The sequence below is a fragment of the Vibrio sp. 10N.239.312.C11 genome (genome assembly GCF_041466065.1).
GTDB lineage: Bacteria > Pseudomonadota > Gammaproteobacteria > Enterobacterales > Vibrionaceae > Vibrio > Vibrio tasmaniensis_A.
In genome coordinates this window covers 20987-46532 of sequence record NZ_JBFSRZ010000038.1, presented here as the reverse complement: position 1 = coordinate 46532, position 25546 = coordinate 20987, and the positions used below count along the sequence as shown (strand labels likewise).

The 25546-nt window shown below is 44.4% G+C and carries 24 protein-coding genes; 17 read left to right on the top strand and 7 right to left on the bottom strand.

The window, feature by feature from the left end:
- The 8 genes from AB6D07_RS15955 to AB6D07_RS15920 form a co-directional block, all read left to right on the top strand.
- A partial coding sequence (locus AB6D07_RS15955) for an EAL domain-containing protein (protein WP_372140731.1) occupies positions 1 to 1193 on the top strand: 1193 nt, incomplete at its 5' end.
- Positions 1194 to 1419: 226 nt separating this feature from the next.
- On the top strand, positions 1420 to 1791 hold the full coding sequence (locus AB6D07_RS15950; RefSeq protein WP_012601023.1) for a GntR family transcriptional regulator: 372 nt from the start codon (positions 1420 to 1422) through the stop codon (positions 1789 to 1791).
- Entirely contained in the window at positions 1788 to 2642 is an 855-nt protein-coding gene (locus AB6D07_RS15945) for an ABC transporter ATP-binding protein (RefSeq protein WP_017102474.1), read from the top strand. The genes AB6D07_RS15950 and AB6D07_RS15945 overlap by 4 nt, the downstream gene beginning before the upstream one ends.
- A complete protein-coding gene (locus tag AB6D07_RS15940; protein WP_017102475.1) occupies positions 2642 to 3499 on the top strand; it encodes a hypothetical protein in 858 nt (285 codons plus the stop codon). The genes AB6D07_RS15945 and AB6D07_RS15940 overlap by 1 nt, the downstream gene beginning before the upstream one ends.
- A gap of 970 nt (positions 3500 to 4469) precedes the next feature.
- The gene (locus AB6D07_RS15935) at positions 4470 to 4763 is read left to right on the top strand and encodes a putative quinol monooxygenase (RefSeq protein WP_017102477.1); all 294 of its coding nucleotides are present in this window, start codon (positions 4470 to 4472) and stop codon (positions 4761 to 4763) included.
- Positions 4756 to 5343, top strand: a complete 588-nt coding sequence (locus AB6D07_RS15930; protein WP_017102478.1) for a nucleotidyltransferase family protein — start codon at positions 4756 to 4758, stop codon at positions 5341 to 5343. Before AB6D07_RS15935 ends, AB6D07_RS15930 begins: the two co-directional genes overlap by 8 nt.
- 76 nt (positions 5344 to 5419) lie before the next feature.
- Complete coding sequence (locus AB6D07_RS15925) at positions 5420 to 5947, top strand: DUF4823 domain-containing protein (RefSeq protein ID WP_009844743.1); 528 nt, start codon at positions 5420 to 5422, stop codon at positions 5945 to 5947.
- A gap of 259 nt (positions 5948 to 6206) precedes the next feature.
- Positions 6207 to 6644 (top strand): bifunctional diaminohydroxyphosphoribosylaminopyrimidine deaminase/5-amino-6-(5-phosphoribosylamino)uracil reductase RibD, encoded by a 438-nt coding sequence (locus AB6D07_RS15920; protein ID WP_372140730.1) that lies wholly within the window; start codon positions 6207 to 6209, stop codon positions 6642 to 6644.
- Positions 6645 to 6661: 17 nt separating this feature from the next.
- Here the strand turns inward: AB6D07_RS15920 and AB6D07_RS15915 are convergent, their stop codons facing one another.
- On the bottom strand, positions 6662 to 7114 hold the full coding sequence (locus AB6D07_RS15915) for an NUDIX pyrophosphatase (protein ID WP_029222831.1): 453 nt from the start codon (positions 7112 to 7114) through the stop codon (positions 6662 to 6664).
- Between the two features lie 291 nt (positions 7115 to 7405).
- On the opposite strand from AB6D07_RS15915, the gene AB6D07_RS15910 reads away from it, so the two are divergent.
- The 4 genes from AB6D07_RS15910 (at position 7406) to AB6D07_RS15895 (ending at position 12326) form a co-directional block, all read left to right on the top strand.
- On the top strand, positions 7406 to 9118 hold the full coding sequence (locus tag AB6D07_RS15910; protein WP_017102480.1) for an RluA family pseudouridine synthase: 1713 nt from the start codon (positions 7406 to 7408) through the stop codon (positions 9116 to 9118).
- 202 nt (positions 9119 to 9320) lie between these two features.
- Positions 9321 to 9701, top strand: coding sequence for a hypothetical protein (locus AB6D07_RS15905; protein ID WP_017102481.1), 381 nt, complete (start codon positions 9321 to 9323; stop codon positions 9699 to 9701).
- 323 nt (positions 9702 to 10024) lie between these two features.
- Complete coding sequence (locus tag AB6D07_RS15900) at positions 10025 to 11185, top strand: multidrug effflux MFS transporter (protein ID WP_017102482.1); 1161 nt, start codon at positions 10025 to 10027, stop codon at positions 11183 to 11185.
- Between the two features lie 124 nt (positions 11186 to 11309).
- Positions 11310 to 12326 carry an alpha/beta fold hydrolase gene (locus AB6D07_RS15895; RefSeq protein ID WP_017102483.1) on the top strand — a complete coding sequence of 339 codons (1017 nt, stop codon included), beginning with the start codon at positions 11310 to 11312 and terminating at the stop codon, positions 12324 to 12326.
- Positions 12327 to 12346: 20 nt separating this feature from the next.
- On the opposite strand, the gene AB6D07_RS15890 is transcribed toward AB6D07_RS15895, so the two are convergent.
- The 5 genes from AB6D07_RS15890 to AB6D07_RS15870 all read right to left on the bottom strand — a co-directional run bounded on the left by AB6D07_RS15890 (position 12347) and on the right by AB6D07_RS15870 (position 18964).
- Positions 12347 to 13405 carry an AraC family transcriptional regulator gene (locus tag AB6D07_RS15890; RefSeq protein WP_017102484.1) on the bottom strand — a complete coding sequence of 353 codons (1059 nt, stop codon included), beginning with the start codon at positions 13403 to 13405 and terminating at the stop codon, positions 12347 to 12349.
- A 157-nt stretch (positions 13406 to 13562) separates the two neighbouring features.
- On the bottom strand, positions 13563 to 14921 hold the full coding sequence (locus AB6D07_RS15885; RefSeq protein WP_017102485.1) for a Na+/H+ antiporter NhaC family protein: 1359 nt from the start codon (positions 14919 to 14921) through the stop codon (positions 13563 to 13565).
- A 190-nt stretch (positions 14922 to 15111) separates the two neighbouring features.
- Positions 15112 to 15876, bottom strand: coding sequence for a fumarylacetoacetate hydrolase family protein (locus tag AB6D07_RS15880; RefSeq protein ID WP_017102486.1), 765 nt, complete (start codon positions 15874 to 15876; stop codon positions 15112 to 15114).
- A gap of 67 nt (positions 15877 to 15943) precedes the next feature.
- Complete coding sequence (locus tag AB6D07_RS15875; RefSeq protein WP_017102487.1) at positions 15944 to 16996, bottom strand: MBL fold metallo-hydrolase; 1053 nt, start codon at positions 16994 to 16996, stop codon at positions 15944 to 15946.
- Between the two features lie 183 nt (positions 16997 to 17179).
- Entirely contained in the window at positions 17180 to 18964 is a 1785-nt protein-coding gene (locus AB6D07_RS15870; RefSeq protein WP_372091448.1) for an SgrR family transcriptional regulator, read from the bottom strand.
- Between the two features lie 603 nt (positions 18965 to 19567).
- On the opposite strand from AB6D07_RS15870, the gene rimK reads away from it, so the two are divergent.
- Both rimK and AB6D07_RS15860 read left to right on the top strand, forming a co-directional pair.
- Positions 19568 to 20473, top strand: a complete 906-nt coding sequence (gene rimK / locus AB6D07_RS15865; protein ID WP_017102489.1) for a 30S ribosomal protein S6--L-glutamate ligase — start codon at positions 19568 to 19570, stop codon at positions 20471 to 20473.
- A gap of 32 nt (positions 20474 to 20505) precedes the next feature.
- A complete protein-coding gene (locus AB6D07_RS15860; protein ID WP_004733090.1) occupies positions 20506 to 20934 on the top strand; it encodes a RimK/LysX family protein in 429 nt (142 codons plus the stop codon).
- Positions 20935 to 21009: 75 nt separating this feature from the next.
- Here the strand turns inward: AB6D07_RS15860 and AB6D07_RS15855 are convergent, their stop codons facing one another.
- Positions 21010 to 21798, bottom strand: coding sequence for an MBL fold metallo-hydrolase (locus AB6D07_RS15855; protein WP_029222832.1), 789 nt, complete (start codon positions 21796 to 21798; stop codon positions 21010 to 21012).
- A gap of 419 nt (positions 21799 to 22217) precedes the next feature.
- On the opposite strand from AB6D07_RS15855, the gene AB6D07_RS15850 reads away from it, so the two are divergent.
- From AB6D07_RS15850 to AB6D07_RS15840, 3 genes are all read left to right on the top strand, one after another.
- Positions 22218 to 22820 (top strand): 2OG-Fe(II) oxygenase, encoded by a 603-nt coding sequence (locus tag AB6D07_RS15850; protein WP_017102491.1) that lies wholly within the window; start codon positions 22218 to 22220, stop codon positions 22818 to 22820.
- A 276-nt stretch (positions 22821 to 23096) separates the two neighbouring features.
- Entirely contained in the window at positions 23097 to 24389 is a 1293-nt protein-coding gene (locus tag AB6D07_RS15845; RefSeq protein WP_017060568.1) for an extracellular solute-binding protein, read from the top strand.
- A 242-nt stretch (positions 24390 to 24631) separates the two neighbouring features.
- Positions 24632 to 25513 (top strand): ABC transporter permease subunit, encoded by an 882-nt coding sequence (locus tag AB6D07_RS15840; RefSeq protein WP_029222833.1) that lies wholly within the window; start codon positions 24632 to 24634, stop codon positions 25511 to 25513.
- The last annotated feature ends 33 nt before the right edge of the window (positions 25514 to 25546 follow it).

Here is a 25546-nt window from a genome sequence, read left to right as displayed (position 1 = left end):
AATACGCGAAACGGGGTTGTTCTATCTTTAAATTTAATTACGCAACAAAGCCCTGTGATAGCGAAGTTGCAGTGTACGCATTGAGGCACTCACTTAACCTGGATTCTGTTTTGATGACAACGCCTTATGGTTCATGCTACATATCCAAAACACAATCAAGAATGGTTGAACTAGACCAAATTGAAAACTTTGACGATAGCCTAGATTTTGCTTATTCACGCTTCTCAGATCCCAAAGAGGACATCGAACTCATTGCGCGTATTTCTAAATGGTCTATTGAAGCTAGATATAAGAACTCATTACTCCCTCTTTTGGTTGATTCAGTTTCCATACAAAAAAATGGTCACTACATATTAAACCTAGGCGAAAACAGTCAGCCTATTTATCAAGCCCCACTTCCAACCGGTGCAACCATCACTTTCTACAGTGATGATATTGTGCTTCTGTGGGTCATTTTTTCTCTGGTGATCGCCACGCTACTTTATCGCTCATATATTCTTGGCTTTGGCATTTACCTGCTTCGTTGGCGACACATATCCTTCGAGGAAGAGCCCATAATCAACACTGACGACAATAGCGTTTTATATTACGAGTTATTGTCTAGAGTGCGTAACGTAGGCGTTCTGAGTTTCATCAACACCATGAGACGTACTAATTTGTTGACCTTTCATACTATTTTAATCATTGAAACAGTAAAAAAAGCGAAGTTAGACAATAGCCATGATATCTACGGTGTCAATGTGTGCCCGAGTGCGTTGGTGGGATCTAACTTTACAAAGCTCAAAGAGCATTTAGTCACGATGGAAGCGAATGAGTTTGTCGTAGAAATAACAGAGTATTCAAACATTGGCTATGGCTATGGCTATGAGGTCATCGACAACATCAAAATGATCAAAGATCTTGGAATCACCATCGCGCTAGACGACTTTGGTACAGGTAACAACAACATTGAAATAATTAGTGCTATCTCTCCGACCTACCTAAAACTGGATCGTTGTTTTGTTAAAGACATTGAGTCAGGAGATTATCATCAAGGAGTATTGCTTAATATATCGGAGATTGGACGCTTATCAAACATCACGATGATTTATGAAGGTGTCGAGACGCGCAGGCAGCAATATATCTTATGTCAGTTAGGCTACAACCTACATCAAGGTTATCTGTACAGTAGACCTAGTCACTCGGAGGAGTAATTATCTACCACCTCATTTAAATATTGATGACCTCCCTTTTCTTGTTTAATTGCCATTGATCATACAACGACTTGAGAGCCCACAAGGAAGTAGGCTTCAAGCGTTCTCATAACCCAATACATTTCTCTCAAACATAAAAATATACTCTTCATTTTTATAAAAACCTTGCCAATCTGAATAAAAAGTTTAGTGTTATACACATGTATATCACCATGCAGTTTTAATTATGACCGAATGGAAAGACGACCAACCGATCTTTAGGCAGCTAGCGGCAAAGATCAGTGACCAAATTCTTCAAGGTGTTTGGTTAGAACAACAAGCATTGCCCTCAGTGCGTGCGGTTGCCGCCGATCTCAAGATCAACCACCTTACTGTCATGAAAAGCTACCAGTTACTGGTGGATGAAGGCTTGGTAGAGAAAAAACGCGGCCAAGGTATGTATGTCGCAGAAGGGGCACTTCAAAAATTGAAAGAGTCCGCACATCAATCATTCATCAACACACAGATCCCAGCCATCGCTGAGACGCTAGGCATCATTGATATGAGTGTCGAAGAACTCGTGAAACAGCTAGAACAACATATAAAGGACAAGTCATGAGTACTTTACTTTCAGTGAAAAACGTAACCAAAACCTATTCAAATCAAGTGGGTGTCGAGAACATCAGCTTTGAGTTAAAACCGGGGCAAGTGCTTGGTCTGCTAGGCCACAATGGCGCAGGGAAATCGACTCTGATCAAATCACTGCTTGGCGGACACAGCTATCAAGGTGAGATAGAAGTTAACGGCTATCACCCTATCCACCAGCATGCAGAACTCATGTTGCACCTGTCGTACATTTCAGATGTTAATGTGCTACCCGAGTGGATGACCGTTAAACAACTGCTTCGATACACCCAAGGCGTGCACCCAAGCTTCAACAAGCAAAAAGCGGAACAGACGTTAAGTCGCACCAACATTAAGCTGTCTTCAACGATCAAACAGCTTTCTAAAGGGATGAAGGTACAACTTCACCTTGCAATCATTATCGCGACCGACACTCAAGTGTTGATCTTAGATGAGCCAACGCTAGGTCTAGATCTGCTCTACCGCGATACTTTTTATCGCCACCTCCTAGAGTGGTTCCATGACGGCGAACGCGCGATGATCATTGCCAGCCATGAGGTTTCAGAAATTGAACACCTATTAACGGACGTATTGATTCTAAAACAAGGCCATTGTGTGCTGCAAAAGAGCATGGAAGACATCGAGAACGACTATTTCATTATCGATGTCGCAAACAACCACTCAAGCGAAATTCAGAAACTCAATCCACTGACCTCACAGCCAGGGCTAGGAACCACTAAGTGGTTATTGGAAGGTCAATACAAAGCGCAAGTTGAATCATTGGGTAACATCTACAACGTTGGTCTCGCAGACCTATTCCTTGCAACACAGACGGAGAAGGCATAATGCACCCAACTTTTTACATGCTAGAAAAAGAACTGATCGAGCACAAAATTAACACTCGATTGCCTCTGTTTATCGCGTTATGTGGTTTCTTGCTGTTCGTTAGTTTGTTTTTCAATGGCGCAGCGCAGCATGAGTTTTTCTTCCAAATGGAAGTGAATGGTGACGTAAGCGACATACACAGAGAGTTCGCACAAGACCTCAACTCAGTGATCTACTTTGGTGCTGGCCTTATTTCACTCATACTTTCGACGCTTTACATCCCTAAAACACTGCGTAAAGAGCGCCAAGAAGGCAGTTCGATGTTTTGGAGAAGCATGCCAGTATCCAATGCCATGACTCACGGCGTGAAGCTAGGCTTCGGTCTAGTGGTTATTCCGGCTATCTGCGCGCTATTAGTTCTATTCGCTGACTTCCTATTCTGGATATTGAACGTCTCAAGCGAACAACAATTGGCATTGATAGTAGAGCAGCAATCACTGTTTTATGTGCTGAGCAATTGGTTGGTATTCTTTGGGCGAATGATGTTAGTTGCACTGGTTTTATTGCCACTAGCAACCGTTACTCTGGCAATTTCGCAGTTAGTGAATTCTCCACTGCTTGTCATTTTTATCTCAAGCTATGCGATTAAGTTACTCTCGGTCGCCGTATTTGGATTCTATGGCATCAATGACTTCTTCTCTCTCGTCGCATCACTACCAATAAAGGTACTAACGGCGAGCAACCCATTCAGTGCGATTGCAGAAGCGCCGGTTTTGTCTTTGGGTATTTATGTACTGATTGGTGTTGGCGGGTGTCTACTGAGCTTGAAGCTGAACCGAACGGACGATGTCAGTTTGAAAACACTGTTCCATCGATAGAGTCACTTATTCTGAACCCTCAACGGGTAACCAAATCAGATATCAAAATCTAAATCAAAGCTTCTGAGAAATCAGGAGCTTTTTTATTGGCTGCTGTTTTATTGTTAGGTGTTTTGAATTATAACAACGGTTTTCGTGATAGAGGCAAAGGTACGGATTGGTGGTTGGTTTTGGTTTTGGTTTTGCTTCAGAGTGCTGAGTGAGGATAATCTAGGAGGTATTAATGAGCTGACATTGAATTGCATTATTGTTAATGCCTGCCAGCTCTTTGGGGGGATGATTTCTTTAGTCGCTGACCAGATGAAGGTCCTTGAGAGTGCTATTGAAATCGATTTGTTACGTTTTACATATGATTAAGCTTTTCAGCTTTCTTATTTTAAAGCTTTACGATTTAAAGCTTATTTCTTTGAAGCTTCTTTCGCTGTGTCTTTCCAGTATTGGATGCGAACGCGATGAAGCTGTGCTCTTCTCATTTTTTTCATAAGGGATATTTCCTTTTCTTTAACTGCTCTTCATGAGCTATTTTTATTGCCAACCATTCGAATCTAACGGTGTTTGATGCCCAGATCAATGATACAAATCACAAAATATATAGAGTTTCGAGTACCATTTACATCAAAGTATGACCTAGTTATCAACTATGGCTCAATTCAATCTCTTAAGCCGTTGTTCGAAATTTAGATTAGTTATCTCAGATGACAAATTCATTTCAGTATCAATACAGTTCAGTGATACGTATTTAATAGACCGGACTAACACGGATTTAGTTCCAGTATCTTATCTTTTATTACTCATCTCACCCAAGAAGTTACAGTGCAACAAGATCTATGTTCAATGTGAACAATTAATCGCCACATTAGCCTATACGTCACAACATCAAAATGGGATTATGTTTGTAACGGGGAGAGCTTTTGATAGACAAAAGCCGTAGTGGACAAAATTAAATAGACGTAATTAAATGGACGTAATTATGAGTAAAGTAATTCTGCAAGGGCATATTCTAGTGCCAGACAACGACCTAGAAGCCGTCACACAAGCGCTGGTTGTACACAAAGAACTGACACTGGAAGAACCTGGTTGTATCGTGTTTCGAGTCAGTCAAAGCACGCTTCAACCTAATCGCTTTGAAGTGTATGAAGAATTCACTAACCGTGAGGCGTTTGAAGCGCACCAACAGCGAGTAAAAACGTCTGAGTGGGGTGAAACCTCCAAGAACGCAACACGTCACTACCAAGTCACCGATGTTCTGACACCTAATGATTGACCCGCTAGCCAACCGTATCATCACGTTGATCAAACAAGATCCCTTGCGAATGCAGGTTTTAGACTGTGTCTCTCAACTGAATTTACCGCAGTGTTATGTTTCGGCGGGCTTTGTGCGAAATCTCGTTTGGGACTACCTACATAACTATGCTTCCCCGACTCCACTTAATGATATTGATGTGATCTACTTTGATCCTATTGATACCTTCTACGAATCGGGTCTTAGATACGAGGCTCTACTTCAACAACGGTTGCCTGAATTAAATTGGCAAGTTCGCAATCAAGCCAACATGCATACTCGAAACGAGGATCAGCCCTATCAAAGCTCATTGGATGCGATGAGTTACTGGCCAGAGAAAGAAACCGCAGTCGCCGTCAAGCAAAGCCCGACAGGAGAAATCGAGTGTATTTCCGCTTTTGGTTTAGAGAGTTTGTTTGATTTAAAGATCACACCGAATACCAATCGCAGCAGAGACGTGTTTGACCAACGAGTTCAATCTAAAAACTGGTTAACTCATTGGCCCAAGTTAACGATTGGTTGTTTGAGTCTCAAAGGGTCCTTTGTCGCTCGTACTAATTAGTCGCAAATTTTATACATTAATATGTTTAATATAAACTATGGTTAATATTAACTCACATCCATATAAGGTAGCTATTATGTCGATTTTACGTGCGTTACTGATACTTATAAGCTTAGTTATCATTGGGTGTGCTGATACACATAAACTTCAGGTTACGGATGTAAACTCGACAGCTAAATTTGAAACAAGTGATTCAGTTTTAATCGGCCGCTCAAAGAATGGGGAGTATGGGAAGCACTATTATTCAGGCTCTGGACTAATGGTGAGTAAAGCTCTTCAATCAGAGTTATTCACAAAACTAAACAACGTCGCAATCGCTAACCAAGCAGCTGATTACAATTTTGTCCTTGAATATGCGAAAAGCAATGAGTTCGACTACTTAATTTTTCCTACCATATTACACTGGGAAGATCGCGCGACTGAATGGTCAGCTAAGCCAGACAAAGTAAGCGTAAAAATTACAGTTGTTGATGTTAAAACAAAAGTAATTATTAAGTCTGGCATAATCGAAGGAAAAAGCGGGCTAGCTACCTTTGGCGGTGACCACCCACAAGACTTATTGTCAGAGCCGGTCAGCGAATTTATGGCTAGCCTATTAAATTAATTATCGTGGTGATTCAATAATTGAGCTCTATTGCGTAGACAACATCAACTCGACCTTATGACACCGTAGTTAGCATGGTTAACCTATGTCGAATCAAACTTTGCCTCTGTAAAACCATTGACTAAAAGCCCAATCAGATCGAACATGCCCCCCACTTACTTAGCTTATTAATTTATTAGCTTAGTAAGTTAGTAACTAACTCATCAACCGCGCCTGGCCACTAATCTGCTGCGCTCTCTCGTCATACTGAGTAACGACCATGAACCAACAATACATGCTGCAAGCTCTTGAAGCTTCGCGCCAAGCCCTCCCCGATTGCCAACCACCCCCGCCTGTGGGTTGTGTTTTGGTGAAGAACGATAAGGTGGTGTCTGTTGGATATACGCAAAAGGTCGGTGGAAACCACCCCGAGGTTGAAGCACTGAATGGCTATGACAGCGAAACGGACGGAGAAATGGAAGGCGTTACCGCTTACGTAACTTTAGAGCCATGTTCATTTGTTGGCAGAACACCCGCTTGCGCCAGTACATTGGTTAAAGCAGGTGTAAAACACGTAGTAGTGGCGATGCTAGACCCTGACCCTCGCAATAATGGTCGTGGTGTGGCGATACTCGAGTCGCACGGCGTGAAAGTCGATGTAGGGTTATGCCAAGAACAGGTAAACGCCTTTTTAACCCCGTATCTTGGTAAGTCCTAGATCTTAAACAGCCAGTGCTAATTCAATTTCACTCGGTAAAGCGGATTGGCTGGCTTATCGACAAAATACGACCAAATATGATCGTAGACGGCATGTTGGTTGGGGAACGGCGCAAGTGCTTTCGCTTCCTCTAAATCGCACCAGCGGTACTCTGTATGTTCGTCATTCAGTTCAATCGCTTGGTTGGGTGGGCATAGCACCGCAAACACAGGGATTAGCTGAATCACATTAACGTGAGCCTCGTAAAACTGCTCCAGAAACTGCGCGTTATACAAAGCTTCCACTTTAATTTGGGTCTCTTCTTCAAACTCGCGCACGATAGCCTGCCAGCCTGTTTCACCCGCTTCAATCGAGCCTGCGACGTGACACCAAAACTCGCCCTTTACACGCTTCATTAATAGCATTTTCATTTGTCCGTCGATCTCTGAAAGAGCGACACCGGAGACAATCGAAGTATTGAGTGGAATCATAACGTTACCTTAGTTTTCATAAGAGGGCGGCAAGGCTACCACCCTTCGTTTGTGAAGTTACCTTCTATGATTAAAAACGAGAAGTTACTCATCAATTAATGAAGTTCAAGCCATAACTCATGGGGTCCGTGTTAACCGTCTCGCTTAGCTATCCAGTAATAGAACCATTTCTTATTTGAGGCGCTTTTCGATAAAGAGTAGAATCGCCGCCTTGTACTGTGTTTAAAACCTTTAAACATACACAGTAGACTCACAACCATTTATCACCACGATATAAGTATTAATACGACTATGCACTCATCAAAACCAACGCACGACTCAGAAAACAGCCATACTCCTGAGCATTGCTTCACTCGTTTTCAACAGCCGATCGAGTCATATTCGTTGCCTGAGCGTTTCACATTCCCGTTCTATTATGAACCGCATCCACTGTGTGAAATCGCCTCTCATCAGCTTCAACAATATCTAGAAACTCAAACCGACTGGCAGCATGACTTCGGACTGGATTCTGACGATGGTCGCGGCAAAATGTTTGGTGTGTTACTGGTGAAAAGCCCTGAAGGTGAATTGGGTTACTTCTCTGCTTTCTCTGGAAAAATCGCCGACCAAAATCTATTGCCTCACTTTGTACCACCCGTATTCGACATGCTGAGCAGTGACAGCTTTTTCCATCAAGATACGGCCGATATGATGGCTGTCAACGCTGAGTTTAAAGCTCTGCAAGCAAACACTGAATACCTTGAGTTATGCGAGCAACTGGCGCAGCAAAAAGCGCAAGCGGAGCAAGAGATCGAAGCACAACGTTTGTTGATTATAGAAGGCCGAAAAACACGTAAAGAACAACGTGAGCAAGGTAAAGAAAACCTTGATGAGCAAGCCTTCGAGCAACTGAACAATGAGCTTAACAAAGCCAGTGTTGCCGACAAGAACCAGCAGAAATACCTAAAACTCAACTGGGAACAGACGCTGCAAGTGTTGCAGGCTAAAGTTGATGTTTTCACTAATCAATTAGCTGAGCTAAAAGAGCAAAGAGCACACCTTTCTCATCAGCTTCAACACAAGTTGTTTTCACAATACGCTTTCCAAAATGCGGAAGGAAACATTGAGGATCTGAACCAGATCTTTGAAGACACCCCAAACAAGATACCACCTGCGGGTTCTGGCGAATGTGCCGCTCCCAAGCTGCTGCAATACGCGTATTTGAACGGTTACACACCCCTGGCATTGGCTGAATTTTGGTGGGGTCGTTCACCGAAATCGGAAATCCGCAAACACAAAAAATACTACGCCTCTTGCCAAAGTAAGTGTGTACCGATTTTAGGCCATATGATGAAAGGCCTTGAAGTCGATCCCAACCCATTGCTAGAAAACCCAGCAGAAGGCAAAGACCTCGATATCTTATTCCAAGACGATCACATCGTAGTGGTGCACAAACCAGCAGGTTTTCTATCCGTACCGGGTAAAACCATCAAAGATTCAGCCTACACTCGCGTTCAAGAAATGCATCCCAATGTTGAAGGGCCATTTGTTATCCACCGCTTGGATATGGCGACCTCTGGCATTCTAATATTTGCGCTTACACGACGTGCGAACAAAAGCCTACAGAAGCAGTTCATTACTCGTGAAGTTGAGAAGCGTTACGTGGCAATGATTGAAGGCTTTCTAGCAGAAGATGAAGGCTATGTTCGACTGCCATTGCGTGGTGATTTGTATGACCGTCCTCGTCAGATTGTCTGCTTCGAACACGGCAAGCCTGCAGAAACCAAATGGGAAGTGATTGAGCGAAACGAGCAAACTACTAAGGTTTACCTGCACCCTAAAACAGGGCGTACGCACCAGTTGCGTGTTCACTGTTCACACGAAGAAGGCCTTAACATGCCTATCGTCGGTGATGGCCTATATGGCAATAAAGCCGATCGACTGCACCTACACGCAGAAAGGCTAGCACTGCACCACCCAGTAACCAAAGAGTGGATGGAGTTCCAGTTCGACGCCGAATTCTAAGCGTTAAGCCTATTTTTTGCGTTAAGACTACTTTCTGCGTTAAGCCTAGGAGATAAACCAGAGTCACAAGCCATTTGTGACTCTGCCTCCCTCTTTCTCCTACCCCTTTCGGATAATTCACCACGCTTATTGCACTACATCAAGGTCCACTTTGTTGTGAAGAGTAGCATGCGCCTCTTCTTCTTTCCTTGAGGCCTTTGATATGTCATCAGCTGCTTTGAATATACAATCCAACACAACGACTTCTTCCGTAATCGCTTCGCAAGCACTAAGCTTGAAACCACTCACAGACAAAAAGCCAGATTTAAACTCGGCAATGCTCAATCTAATTGAAGAAGTGAAAAACGAACTCCCTCTTTACGAGTCGGAGACGTTTATCTGTGGCCCAAAAGGAAACTGCGCCGGTTGTTCTAAGAAACTACTGGAGATGGTCGACAGTGAGTTGATGTATTGGGAACACAGCATTTCAATTGGTCAAGGCCCTAACTTCGAAGAATTACGCCGTTTTGGTAAGCTATGCAGTAGTGTTAGACGCGGCCTAGAACGCAACGGCTTGGTAGAAAAGCGCCCAAAGAAAAGATAACCAGCTAACTCACAGCTACTACAAGCTTTCGATGAGCATTACAAACTATCTATCCGCACTACAATCTATCGATCATCATTGCAATCTAACCTAGTCACTAACAGGTTGAACTCGTTCACTATAAGAGTGATAATATTTTGTAATACAATAAGTACCAAGACAAACCATTAGAGATTTTCCGCCAAGTTCTTGAGCGAATCCATCCTTCATGTCTAGCGTGTCTTAAACCTTCTGAAAGCCAACATCACATCCATTAAAAGCCCTTTATTGGATAGCGGGGAAATACCTTGAAGAAACCACAACCAATACTGGGTAAGACCGGTATGCTATTTTTCCTCGTCATCATCAGTGCGTTTCCTCCATTAACCATCGACCTGTATTTGCCAGCCCTTCCGCAAATGGTTGAAGTGTTCAACACCGACCAGTCGATGGTCAACCTAACCCTGAGCAGCTACTTCGTGACCTATGCAGTTGGCCTGTTGTTCTGGGGACCGCTCAGCGAAAAGTTTGGACGTAAGCCGATTCTGCTCATTGGCATCGCAAGCTATATGGTGGCGAGCGTATTATGTGCAATGACCAATAGCATAGAACAGTTGATTGGTGCTCGTATATTCCAAGCCTTTGCGGGCAGTGCCATCACAGTTATCGCAACCGCCATTGTGAAAGACCTTTATGACGGCCGAGAACGCGAAAAAATCATGGCGACTATCATGTCGTTGGTGATCATCGCGCCGATGGTTGCACCTGTATTTGGTGCCTTTCTACTGAAAATTGCTTCTTGGCGAATGATGTTCGTCACTCTCGCTATTTTTGGTGCGTTCGCCTCAGCATTGGCACTTTGCTACCGAGAGACACTTGAAACTAAATACCAAGGTTCTATGTTCCGCTCATGGGGCAGAATGGGCGTGGTCATGAAAAACCGATCGTTCATAAAACTGCTGGTCATTTTCTCTATTACACCAATGGCGCTAATGAGCTTTCTTGCGGCGGGTTCTTATATCTACATCGATCACTTTGGATTGACCGAACAGCAATTCAGTTACGCTTTTGCGTTCAATGCATTGTGCGCCTCATTTGGCCCAACAATTTATATGAAGTTGTCCTACAAAATATCAGTTCAAAAGGTCATCTCTGGATGTTTTGCTTTATTGGCGATAGCAGGAATCTTTACCCTAGCCATCGGCGACTTGTCCCCTTGGTTCTTTATGTTTGTCGCAGCACCAGCGACGCTGATGGTTATCATCATGCGAGTACCGGGCACCAACTTAATGCTGAACCAGCAAGATCATGACACGGGCTCTGCCGTCGCATTGATTCAGTTCTTTAGCATGATTTGTGGCTCGCTTGGCATGGTGTTGGTTTCAATCCGACCAGATTCGCTAATTGAAAACCTAGGCTTTATCCAATTATCGGTGGGAATCCTAGGCGGCTTGATGTGGCTGATGGTCAGAAACAAAGAGTATGTGACTAAGAAACTGAATTAGGGACATCCAAAATAGCTAAGTTGGCACTTAAACACGATTTAGGACGTACTCGATCGTGTTTAAGGTCTCGCCCTCACTGGCTTTAGCGCATATTGGCTCCAATCACCTCAATTGGAGTTAAACCATGAAATGGATACATTTACTGTTCACATCCCTACTTTTCCTTTGCACTTCATCCATCGCTTCCGGTGTCGGATTCACTCAAGTCACCTTAGCTGACGATCCTAATCGCCCGCTAAACACTACCATTTGGTATCCCACACAAGATGTATCAGACACAACCTTGATTGGCGATAACCCAGCCTTCATCGGCACGCAAGTCATCAAAGATGGAGAGATTCAATCCGGCACTTTTCCAATAGTACTGTTATCACACGGTTACCGAGGAAACTGGCGAAACCAAAACTGGTTGGCGACCGAACTTGCGAGTCGTGGCTACATCGTAACGGCCACTGACCATCCGGGAACCACTTCTTTCGACCAATCTCCAGAGCAAGCGGCGAAATGGTGGGAGAGACCACAAGATATGTCACGCATTCTGGACTACTTGTTATCCGAAACCCCGTGGAAGCAATTTGCTAACGCTGGAAATGTTACCGCAATCGGGCACTCTCTAGGTGGCTGGACTGTAATGCAACTGGCTGGAACTAAATTGGATAGACCAACCTTTGAGGCTAATTGTTTGGTATACCCGAACCCACGGATTTGTGGACTCGCTGTGGAGTTAGGGCTATCCAAAGTCCAAGCCCAAGAACCAAGCAATAAAGACCTTTCAGACCCTCGAATTCAACGTGTAGTTAGCCTTGATCTGGGGCTTGCTCGCAGCTTCTCAGTCGGCAGCTTAAATGACATCACAGTGCCAACCTTAATACTCGCAGCTGGAGTCGATATTGGGGGAGATCTACCTCAGGCATTAGAGTCTGGCTACATTGCTGAGCACATGCCTCTTAATTTAAGACGTTATAAGGTCTATGAAAGCGCTACCCATTTCAGTTTCATTCAACCATGTAAATCGGGAGCCGAAGCAATGCTTGAAGAGGAAGTACCGGGCGATGGCATTATTTGTAAAGATGGCGTCGGTATATCACGCGACCAGCTACATCAATTGATCTTAAACGACATCGTTAGCTTTCTGAATTGATAAACGGAAAGCAAACACACTCAATCTAACACTTGCGGCGAACTTCGATACTCACTCGGAGTTTGCCCAGTTATCCTTGAAAACTCGCGATTGAAATTGGACTTGGTCTGAAAGCCTGAACTAAGGAAAATATCAGTTATCGCTTCATCACTTTGCATCAGGAGAGCCTTAGCGTGCTCAATTCGATAGGCGTTAATTACCTTTGAAATGTTCTGGTGGTGAGTTTGATTAACTGCAGACGATATTTTTCTAGCTGGGATACCTAGCTTTCTCGCCACTCGATTCAGGGACAAGTCAGGATCTTTGAACACCTGATGATCCTTCATTAACGCATCAAACTTAGCGACGATCTGCGTGACTTCTTCATCTACTTCTAAGCTTGTCGACGATACATCAATTGCTTCAGGATAATGGTTTGACGTTGTCAGTTCACTCTGCTGTTGGTTTTGTTCCTGAATTGGTGCCGTGCTAGTACTCACAACGACTACAGCCCCAACAATTGCGGGAATAAGAACTAGGTAACCAATAGACAGAATTAAGTCGGTGTGTTGTGCGTTAAGCAGCAAAATATCATACGAAATAATGCTATCCACGAAAGCCGAAAACAGTAAGGCTATACCTGCCGTACGCTCAGCATACAAAACATTCGATACATCACTCAGCCTGACGTGCTCTGGGAAGTTAAACGATGATTTCAACAACAAGCAGCCATAGCTGAGATATAGCGAGATCAACAATAGATCAATCGTTCCATCCCAAATATACGAATAAGAAAAGGAGCCAACCAGAACAACGACTGGGCCTAAGCAATGCAAAAGAGACAAAGGTTTACTTCGATGAGCTCCCGCAAAGCAGAGCCATGCCACCACCGGTACACTTGCCCCTAGAACCGGCTGTAAGAAACGAAACAATGCGATATCCACCGTCCAACGTAACCCAACAACAGAGATCATCAGCGCGCACAACATGATAAACCAAAATGGTTTTTGACTTGTTTGTGGATAACGATATCGAAGCAAAACGGCCGTGATAAATAACAGCAGAGCAGCAACAAATGGCAAGGGAATAGCGAGCATCAAAGTTCCATTTTAATAACAGAGTATATAGCGTCGATAGCTCAATAAGTATCGATGATAACTTGAACTCATGGTAATTCATTCGCCATATATAATAAAGACTCCTAGTCAGGAGCCTTTATTATCAAAATCAGTGATAACTAAGTTTGGTCAGTTGCTATTAAGCTTGAGCCACTTGACGCGCTGGGTGTTTGATAAACACAGCAACCACAGCCACGATTGCAAGAGCAAAACAGTAGTACGAGTTAGCTACAATATCCAAAGGCGATAGGTTAAATACCGAACCTAATAGCAATACCTGCGCACCGTAAGGCAACACGCCTTGAATCACACACGAGAAGATATCCAATAAGCTCGCTGAGCGACGAGGAGATACATCGTTCTCTTCAGCTAATTGGCGAGCAACACTACCAGACACAATGATTGCTACAGTGTTGTTTGCCGTACATAGGTTCACCATTGATACCAAGCCTGCAATGCCTAGCTCACTTGCGCGGCCATTTGCTTGCTTAGAGTGTGAAGAACCAAACGCACGAATCACACCACTTACTAAGTTAGTCAGGAACGCCAATCCACCTTGACGACGCATGAGCTCACTCAAACCGCCAATTAGCATCGACAATAAGAAAATCTCCTGCATGTTGCCGAAGCCTGCGTAGATGTCTTGAGCGTAATCAGTCATACCGTAGTTCTCAACAGAACCTAGGCTCACTCCACCCGCTAGCAAGATACCAATCGTCAACACAACGAATACATTCATGCCCGATACCGCAAGGATTAGGATAGTGATGTACGGAAGTACTTTCAGCCACTCGATTGGACCCGTTTCAGGCACCTGAGTCGCTGTGCTGTTGAAAGCAAAGATAACAATCGCGATAAGTGCAGCAGGCAGTGCAATACGGATGTTCTCTTTAAACTTGTCTCTCATCTCACAGCCTTGCGAGCGTGTCGCGGCAATCGTGGTATCAGAGATGATAGACAGGTTGTCACCAAACATAGCGCCACTTAGCACCACGCCAGCGGTTAGAGGAATGCTCATGCCAGCTGAGTCAGCAATGCCTAGCGCAACAGGGGCTACCGCAGCGATAGTACCCATAGATGTGCCCATTGCGGTCGCAATGAAAGCTGAAATTAGGAAGATACCCGGTAGGATCATGCTTGTCGGAATCGCCGATAGACCTAGGTTTACCGTCGCGTCCACGCCACCAGACGCTTTAGCCACAGCCGCAAAAGCACCCGCCAATAGGTAGATCATACACATTGCGATAATGTCTTTGTGACCTACTCCACCTAAGAATTGTTCGATAGCGCGGTTCAATTTATCTTTGCTTAGCAACAACGCTAACATCACGGCAGGCAGAGCCGCAATTGGAGCTGGAAGCTGATAGAAAGCAAAATCGACGCCTTGCAGTGACAAGTACGTACCTACGCCAATAAACAGCGCTAGGAACACGATCAGAGGGATAAGCGCAACTGCCGAAGGGGCAATTACCGCATTAGAATTTTTTGAATTGGACATGGAACATCAACGCAATAGAACAGGAAGATGAGCAGACTAATGTCACACTTAGAGGTTGTCAACGTCTAGACGTCTAAACGCCCAATTTAATGCAAAGTAATAAGCACACCATTGAACATCACATAATAGAAAAGGCTACTTACTAACCAGTAAATAGCCTTTCGAGAACAGATCATGTAAGCAGAAAACTTTATAACTTTTGTTTAAATATCACTTCATATTCGCCCAACTCGTCATAACGTACTGTCGTTAGTTGATCGAATTCGACTTCAACAACACCACAATATGACCCGGTAATAATGGCCTCCCCCGCTTCGAAGCTAACACCGCGTTGAGTCATGGTGTTAATCAGCCAATAGATAGGAGTTTGTGGTAGTGAGTTTGGGTGCTTACCAGTGAAGGCTTGCACTTTCTCATCTTGAGTAATAGCAATCTCAAAGTTCGCCGCTGCAAAAGCGCTCTCTTTACTAAGCTCAGGGCCAAGAAACAAACCTTGATTAGCTAAGCCATCGGCCAACACTTCATAGAACTCTACGCCACTATCATCGGCAAAGCGGGATTGAATAAGCTCTAAAGCCATGCGACACGAACCGATAGCCTCATTAACTTGCTCTTCAGTGTAACCATTGGAATTTGCTGGTAAAGGCTTGGCCAAGACAAAAGCAATTTCAGGTTCAATACGAACTACTCCGTTATCCGAAAAAGCCTCGCATTCAGAACCAAACTGAACGCTATCTTCGAAAATAGGCGCAACGATCAACTTCTCTTCGCTCAATGGCAACAGGCATTTCCAACCACCGACTTTACTGCGGTGAAGGTCAACCATTGCTGCTTGAATGTGTAAAGAATCTTCAAGGTTGTTCGGGCGAAATTGATCACTCATTCGCGCTGCTTTCATACCAGCAACTCGGTAGCTTAGTAACTCCTTTGCCGCTTGTCTAAACTTACTTTGCATGTCTTATCACCCTGAAATTATAGGGCTTTATAATACTGAAATTTATAGCTTGTGGGTAGGTATCCAATTACAGTTTCCACCATGCTTGAACAGGTACTGGTTCTGAAATCACCAAACGTTCACCCATCACAGGGCTTACCATTTGTACATCTCGCTCTTTGCTTATCGCCAGTGCTTGTTCCATTGGGTCTTGCCAATCGTGCATAGAGAGATCAAACGTACTGTTGTGGATTGGCATCATCACCTTACCTTGCAGGTCGATGTGAGCCTGAACGCTCTGCTCTGGGAACATATGAATATCCGCCCAAAGTGAATTGTATGCGCCCGTTTCGACCATGGTAAAATCAAACGGCCCATAGCGCTCACCAATCTCTTTAAAGCCATTGAAGTAACCAGAGTCACCACTAAAGAAGACTTTCTTATCTGAAGCCTTAATAACCCAACTCCCCCACAGTGTTTGGTCACGATCAAGTAAGCCACGACCAGAGAAGTGCTGTGTTGGCGTCAAAGTAAACTCAATATCTGAGGCTGTTGCCGATTCCCACCAGTTCAGCTCAATAATCTTTGCTTTATCCACGCCCCACTTTTCCAATAGTGCGCCAACTCTTAATGGCACTAAGAACGTACCCACTTTGTCGGCGAGCACCTTAACCGCGCCTTTATCCAAATGGTCATAATGATCGTGGCTGATCACTACCACATCAATATCAGGCAATTCTTGCAGTGAGATTGGTGTTGGGTGAAAGCGCTTTGGCCCTATCCATTGAACTGGCGATGCGCGATCACTGAACACAGGATCTGTCATCACTAACTTGCCACCCAGCTTCATCATCACACTTGAGTGACCTAAGCGGTAAACAACGTCGTCTTGTTCTTCGATCAGTTGCTCGGCTGTCATTGGTATCAGAGGCAATGCAGAGCGCGGCACTGACTCATTCCTTTCCACTGTCACATAAGCTTTCAGGATTGAAAAAATATCAGACATACCCGATTTGTATTCCAGCTCACTGTTAACAAACTTCTTCGGAAGCTTATCTAGATTGTCGTTTGATTGTGAACCTGTGCTGACGATAGCGACCACGGCAAGTACTCCTAAAATCGGTAATAGATATTTTTTCATTGGTATCTCTTCATCGGTTGGGATAGACCCAACACATAAACTACACCGACCAGTTTACATACCAAAATTAAAAAGTAAACCAATGAGTGTAATTTTTAATTTACCTAGACGTGAGCATGCCAAAGTCGATTTTGGAGAAACCGACTTTGAAAACGAGCTAACTTAGTTATTTAGTAAGAAAGGCTAATCAGCAGACCATACATTTTTGAAGTCAGGCCATCCCCAGTTGGTGATAGCGACGTTTTTCAAAATGCCTTGGAAACGCACGGTTTGTAGGTGATGGAACATAGGCACTAACCAATAATCAGAAATCAACGTCGATGCAACGGGCTCCAACTCAGCCAAGTAATTAGGCAGTTCAACCGAGGCTTTGTGATGATCTAAGCGCTGTTTGAGCCAATCACTGTTCATCTCACCTAGTGCCGAGTGCAAAACAGGATCATTCATCATCCACGAAAACAGCGAAGACGGGGCATTGTCATCGAGATTCAAGTTACACAACACCAGATCCTCCTTTAAGTCGGCACTCTGAGAGAGCTGCGCCAACTCTCGAAAACTGTAGGTGTTCACCTCAACTTCCACGCCATATCGTCTGAGTATGTCGGATACGCAAATCGCACATCGATACAACGCATAATAGTCGTAAACTGCAATACTCATCTTTTTCGGCAATTGTGCTTCTTTCGAAGGCGTTCGATACAACTTCTGCCAACTTGGCAGTATGTTTTGAGCTAAAGAGACACTGAACAAACCCTTGTTTTTTTCCAGCTGAGATAAAATAGCTTGTGGGTTGGTCAGTTCTGAAAGGTATTTTCGCTGCTCATTATTTAGTGGGCTAGCCGCTGAGTTCTGATTGAATAGGATAAACAGACACCCATCCTCGATTCGGCTACGAAGGCCATCAGTTTCAGCCGACACCAGCTTCGCGTCGCTTTTTCCGAGTTGATGGAAGCAAGATGAATCTTCATAAGGTGACACCTGCATTTGGCTGTCATCAAAGCGAGCACTGCCCGTCATCGACTCTTCGAATTGCCAAATAGTCACTTCATCCGTTAGAGAGCGACAACCATAATAGTGTTCAAATGCCGCGAGCTTGATCCGTTCATTATTGGTCTCAACCACTTTAAATGGACCGGTACCAATAACTGCATGTGACACCGAGTTTAATGGAGACGGTTCATGGGTGACTTGCGCTGCGGGTTGAATCGAATACTTAACGCCAGCAAGTAAACCAGCAAAACCAGTATCTGCTTTGGTGAGTTGAAAGCTGACCCTCAATGGCTGCTCACTGTAAACCGAAGCAACATGGGCTAGCTCTGTCTGATAAAAAGGTAAGGTTTGCAAGGCTGAAAACAACGAAACGAGTTGCTTGGCGTCGACGGGTTGCCCATCGTGAAAGGTTAAGCCGGGGCGCAAATAGAAAGTCCAAACTAATTTTTCAGCATCATATTCCCAATGGTGCGCCAGTTCAGGCTTCAACTTACCCTTGCCATTACAAGTGACGAGGCAACTGAACACTTGCCTGATCAAAAAGCGTTCGCTACTGCGGTGAATATGATGCGGGAATAGGTCTTCAAACTTACGTTTATAGGTTAATTGAACGTGCAGCAGCCCTTCACGCATCGTCGCGCCAGAGGTTTCTTGGAGGAGAGAGCCAAATACAGCGCGGTCGTTGTCTAGAATTGAGAGTGCTTTTTCGTATTTGCCCTGCTCTATCAGTTTACTGGCAACATGTTGAGTCAATTCTTGATTGCTAAAACGTAAAGTCAGATTAGAGCGTTGATTCCTGCCGACTTTTGGCTCCCACACCAACCATTCAGCCTGATGCATCTTGCCTAACAAGGTTCGTGCATGGCGCAAGCTGGTGAACAGCTTGTCTGCCACCTCAGTTAAGGTAACCGAATGTGAGAGGTTAGGCTCAAACGAATCTAGCCTTGTGTAATAACGCATCATGTTTAGAACAGACAAATAATGAACCTTTTTAGAAACAACCCTTCCTGATTAAGCTCATTATAAAACACATCAGCCCAAAAGTAGCGCTAAAAGACAAAAACAGGAACAACTTAGTAAAAAGCCATCTGTTTATTACTTCCTATTAATTGACCATAATTAATGGGTCAACAAGGAACTTTGAGTTCCCACCAGAGCCTAATACAAGAGAAGTAATCATCATGAGAAAATACTATCTTAATAAGCTTAAAAGCACCTGTAGCAAGCTCGAAAGAGAAGCACTACGAACACTTATAGAGCTATGTAACTGGCGTTATTAGTACACTTTTAAGCACCGAGTTAACGCGAGTTGAGTACAACCTAATATGCTCCTACCCCCAATATGAGTTAGGTCTCAACTCGCTTTTCCATTCAAAACGCCCTCTAAACCCAGCTGTACCAATCACTCACACATACGATAAATTTCTGTTGTCGACTCGACAAATTTAATTCGTTTTCCTAGTTAAACGAAAAGCCTTAAGGTTCGCCCCGAAGCAAGCAAGGAGCCTCAGAAAAACTGAAAGCTCAGCTAACAACTAATTTATTTGCAGTTACCAATCAGGTATTAACTAAGGAAACGCCATGCGTATCGCAATTCTTTCTCGCAACGAAAATCTATACTCTACTTCTCGCTTAAAAGCGGCAGGAGAAGCTCGTGGTCACCAGGTCGATGTTATCGACACGCTGCACTGTGATATAGATATCGCGAGTAACAATCCGAAGATTCGCTTCATGGGTGAAGAGCTACCTCAATACGATGCTGTTATTCCACGTATTGGCGCTTCCATTACCTTTTACGGCACTGCGGTTGTTCGCCAATTCGAAATGATGGGCACTTTTTGTATCAATGAGTCAGTAGCAATCAGTCGTTCTCGCGACAAACTGCGCTCACTACAATTGTTGTCTCGTAAAGGTATTGGCTTACCAAAAACAGGTTTCGCAAGCCGCCCAGACAAAATTCAAGACTTGATCAAAAACGTAGGTGGTGCGCCACTGGTTATCAAGCTTCTTGAAGGTACTCAAGGTATCGGCGTGGTTCTAGCAGAAACAAACAAAGCAGCTGAAAGCGTTATCGAAGCATTCATGGGCCTAAAAGCGAACATCTTGGTTCAAGAGTTCATTGAAGAAGCTAATGGCGCAGACATTCGTTGTTTTGTTGTGGGTAACAAGGTTATTGCAGCAATGAAACGCCAAGCTGGTGAGGGTGAATTCCGCTCTAACCTGCACCGTGGTGGTACAGCTCAACTGGTTAAACTAACCAAAGAAGAGCGCGCTACAGCGATCAATGCGGCTAAAATCATGGGTTTAAACCTATGTGGTGTCGATATTCTACAATCTAAGAATGGCCCTGTTGTAATGGAAGTGAACTCTTCTCCAGGCCTAGAAGGTATCGAGAAATCAACAGGCAAAGATGTGGCAGACATGATTTTCGAGTTCATTGAAAAAAATGCAAAACCAAACGCTAACCGTACTCGTGGCAAAGGCTGATTAAACGCCGTTTACTCATGATTGGAAAAAACATGAACAATAAAATGATCATAGGGAATACAGAAGCACTTTGCTTACCAGAGTTAGGGATAACTGGACTACATACGCGCGTTGATACAGGGGCTCAAACCTCTTCTCTACACGTAGACAATCTACTATGTGTAAAAACAGACGGTGAAAACTTCGTTGAGTTCGATCTTCACCCAGACGTTTACCACCTAGAAGAGACAGTGCGCTGCAAGGCGAAGCTGAAAACAAGTAAAAGAATCAAATCATCGAACGGCGAAGTTGAACACCGTTGTGTGATTGAAACCATGCTAAAAATCGGCGGTCAGGAATGGCCTATCGATATCACACTAAGCAACCGTCAAGATATGACTTATATGATGCTGCTTGGTCGTCAAGGCATGAGTGACAAAGTGATTGTTGACCCAGCGGGTGAATTTCTAATTTCTCACTAATTGAACTGCTCCACAGCTCAAATAGTGAGTCAACAACGCGCATTAATAAAGGCCAGTCTTTGAGACTGGCCTTTATTATTTATGGCGATTTTTTTTATCTTTAAACCCAAATCGCCAAACAGATTTAACCAAACCTTTGAGTTTGATTTTAGTCACTCGCCAATGTGTTACTGGCCTTCTTGATGCACTCATCAGCAGGTGTTCAAACGCTTGCTCACTCAAATTCACTTGTCCCCCATGCGCCACCAGCAAGGTGTCGAGCTGCATGTTATAAATACGGGATACCGACTCTCGATACTTATTGGGATGAAAAATTGGGAAAGGCGGAATCAGCTTCTTTTTGACCTCGACCATTAAATCCGCCACATAGGCGACACTGTGTGATGGGCAATAGACGGAAAGATCTCTGTCGGTATGGCCTGGCGTTTCCAGAACCAACCAGTCATCAAAACCCGGAATGCTGTCTCCATCCGACAGCTTGTAGTCCGGCTTCAACTTTCTTGAATACCACAGATTTGCTTTAGGCTTACCCAATCGGTTCGCCATCCAACGTGCCAATGCCAGATCGGTCAAATGCATCAATATACCATCGATGCCGTGGTACCAGTCTTTGTCTCGATCTGCTGCCACCAAATTACAATTCGTGAGCTTTCTGAGCTTGTGCGCTGCCCCTGCGTGGTCTGGATGCATGTGCGTAACCACAACCGTATGTAGATCAGCAAAATCACGCATAAGCCCTGTTTCGATGAAAGCCTTCAAATGCGGGATGTCGGCTCGACACGCACCATCAAGCAAGAGCAACCTGTCAGGGTACTCTACGAGATACATGTCTTGGATATAGCCTTTGATGGTATGAAGTTGCAAATCCACTCCTTGTGATAAAACAACTGGTCAGACCTATACAATAGCAAACCCACCATCAATTGTGATCATTTTGTTAAAAGCAACAATCTAAAACCGGATAGAGAACTCGAATCAAGATTTCCATTGGTATCCACTCAATTACTCAAATCCAACGTTACTCAAATCCAACGTTACTCAAAACCAATGTTACTCAAAACCAATTTAACTCAGAATAATGAGGGCACATTCCAAAGATGACCATCAATTTCATCCGATATTTTTCAGCATTATCGAATGCTCACATCACCGAAAACCTTGCTCAACAAGCCTTGCGCTTTAAGCACTGAGCATCATTTGTCGTGACGACAAAACATGTGATTTGGTGACCTGAGTTATTCGGACTATATATGCGCCTCTAATTTATTGTCTGAGTGCTGTACATGAACCAACTTATCGATGCTCTTTCTACCCAAGGTTACTTTGTTTGGGATGACTTCTTAACTCACGAAGAAGTGGTGGCATTGAGGGATTGCATTCCAGAGAACTGGAAAAAGGCTAGGATTGGCCGTAACGATGAAGTAACGCGAGAGTCGACCATCCGTAGTGACAAGATTCAGTGGGTGCGCCGTGATATGGGCGAACCAGCATCTCTGTTCCTAGACAAAATGGAACAAATTCGTCTAGAAGCAAACAGAGCGTTCTTTTTGGGTCTGTTCGAGTACGAAGCGCACTTTGCTAAATACGAAAAAGGTGACTTTTACCAGAAGCACTTAGACTGCTTTAAAGGCAATGAAAACCGCCGCCTAACCACTGTGTTCTACATGAATGACGAATGGTCTGAGGAAGACGCTGGGGAGCTCGTGGTTTACGATCTAAAAGACAACCACATCGCGACCATTCCACCAAAGTCAGGCCGCTTATTTGTGTTCTTGTCTGAACAGTTCCCACACGAGGTACTGCCGACAAACACAGAGCGATTCAGTATCGCGGGTTGGTTTCGCATTAACGGCGTGAAAGACAACCAATTAGACATCGCGCACTAAAACTGTATCCACATCGAACCTTATTCTTAGCCTCTCCATCGAGAGGCTTTTTTTTGGGTCAGAAAAACGTCTTAAAAGCCAAATACATCAAACATCAAAACCATCAATAACTTTTCTCTTAAATAAAATCGAAATGAATCTTTCACATCAGTGAAACGGTTTAGCCACGTAAGTGAAATATACCCTGTTCAAGATAGCTTCAAACGATACCCCTACCGTCTCGTTAATACTCAAATTCAATACCTCTATATCGATTTCATCCAAAAGGAAACGAAGATGAATAAGCTAATTTTGGCAGGCGTTCTTTCTGCGACAGCGGCAATGCCGGCGTTTGCAACGACTCAAGTCACTTGGTGGCACGCAATGGGCGGCCAGCTTGGAGAAACAGTAAACAAAATTGCGACCGACTTTAATGCGTCACAAGATGATTACGAGATCACGCCAATCTACAAAGGTTCATACACAGAGACCTTAACAGCGGGTATCGCAGCATATCGAGCAGGCGAAGCTCCTAATATTCTACAAGTCTTCGATGCCGGTGCTGCAACCATCATGAACGCTAAAGGTGTCGCGAAACCGGTACAGGATATTCTGGTTGAATCGGGCTACAACTTTAATTCGAATGATTACCTAGCGGGCGTTCGTAACTTCTATGCCGACAACCAAGGCAAGATGGTTGGTATGCCTTTCAACAGTTCGACGCCTGTTCTTTACTACAACAAAGACCTTCTCGCAGAAGTGGGAGCCGACGCGCCTAAGACTTATGAAGAGTTAGAAGTGGTGGCCAAGAAGTTGAAAGCAGAAGGCCACATTGCGTTTTCTCAATCTCTAACGCCATGGATCATGTTCGAGAACTTCAAGTCTCGCCATAACCTGCCAGTCTCTGACCAGAACAACGGCTACGACGGCCTATCCACTAAAATCATGTTCAACACCAAAGACATGATGATGCACGTTAGCAAGATGAAAGAGTGGTCAGATCTAGGTTACTACAAGTATTACGGCAGCGATTGGGATGCGAACCAAACGCCTTTCGAGCGCCAAGAAGTGGCGATGTGGATGGGTTCTTCAGGCTCATTCGGCGGCTTACGTAACCGCGTACCTTTCGAACTCGGCACCACATACCTTCCATACTGGAAATCGGTTAACCCAGACGCAGGCTTAACCTTCATTGGCGGCGCAGCTCTGTTTGCACTCAATGGTCATGACCAGCAACAAGACAAAGGTGTCGCAGCGTTCTTTGATTACCTGACTAAGCCTGAAACTCAGGTTTACTGGCACAAAACCACTGGCTATGTACCTGTAACAACGGCTGCCTATGAGCTAGCGAAAGAGTCTGGCTACTACAACGAACAGCCAGACGCAGAAGTGGGCGTTAAGCAACTAAGCCTAAAATCGGGCGAATGGACTAAGGGCTACCGCTTAGGTTACTACCCTCAAATTCGTGAAGTGATGCATCGTGAATTCGACAATATCTTCGCCGACCGCTCTAGCGTCGAGAACAGCCTAGATAAAGTCGAAGATGAGAGCAGCAAACTGCTGAAACGCTTCGCTCGTACGATGAACTAATTTGGCTTTTTAACCAAAGCAGATTACTGAGCTAAAGGCTTAACAAGCCCAAGCCGTTCATTGCTCTTCACCACTTGTCACTGCGTCATTAAAAATGCAATGGCAAGGAGTGAGGAGATTCTTCACTAGCGCCATTTCTTGCTCCAAAAACTACAACTCAACTGGACGCATTCCTTTGCTATAGCGCTAGTGCTCACCGTAACTAACAGTGATAACAGTCACTAATTTTTGGGGATTACCCTGTGGAACGACGTCAGCAATTCTTTCACTCTCCGCTGCCTTACCTATTTTTGGCGCCTCAGATACTCATCATTGCGGTTTTCTTTATCTACCCTGCGGCAAAGGCAGTTTACCTGTCCTTCATGCTAGAAGACCCTTGGGGTACCTCATCGATATTCGTATGGTTCGAAAACTATCAGATGCTGTTCGAATCGAGCGAGTATCTGAACTCGATTGGCTTCACCTTGATGTTCGCAATCGTGGTCTCTTTCTTATCGCTTGCCTTAGCGCTGCTGCTCGCCGTAAAAGCCGACAACATCATTCACGGACAAGGCGCTTACAAGGTCACTCTTACTTGGGTTTACGCGGTTGCTCCTGCGATTGCAGGCGTAATCGGTGCTTTCTTGTTTAACCGACACATTGGTGTGTTTACCGAGATATTTGCGGTTATAGGTTGGGACTTTAGCTTCCAGACCGACCCTTTAGATGCCACGTTTGCTCTGATTTTGGTTTCGGTGTGGAAACAGGTTTCGGTGAATTTCATCTACTTTCTGGCTGGGCTTCAATCGATCTCTTACGCCGTAAAAGAAGCGGCAATGCTCGATTGTGTCAGCGACTCAAAACGTTTCTGGACCATTACTTTCCCGCTACTCGCACCTACAGGCTTCTTTCTTCTGGTCATCAACCTCACCTACTCGTTCTTTGAAACCTTTGGCGTGATCGACACCATGACCAATGGCGGCCCGGGTGGCGGCACAACGTCGTTGGTGTACAAGGTCTATCGAGACGGGTTTGTTGGCGCAGATTTAGGCGGCAGCTCTGCACAGTCAGTTGTGTTGTTGCTACTGGTGCTCACTCTTACATTTATCCAGTTTCGCGTTGTAGAAAAGCGTGTTCATTACTAGCCCACTACAGCTAGGTTTTAACGCGATAGGAGT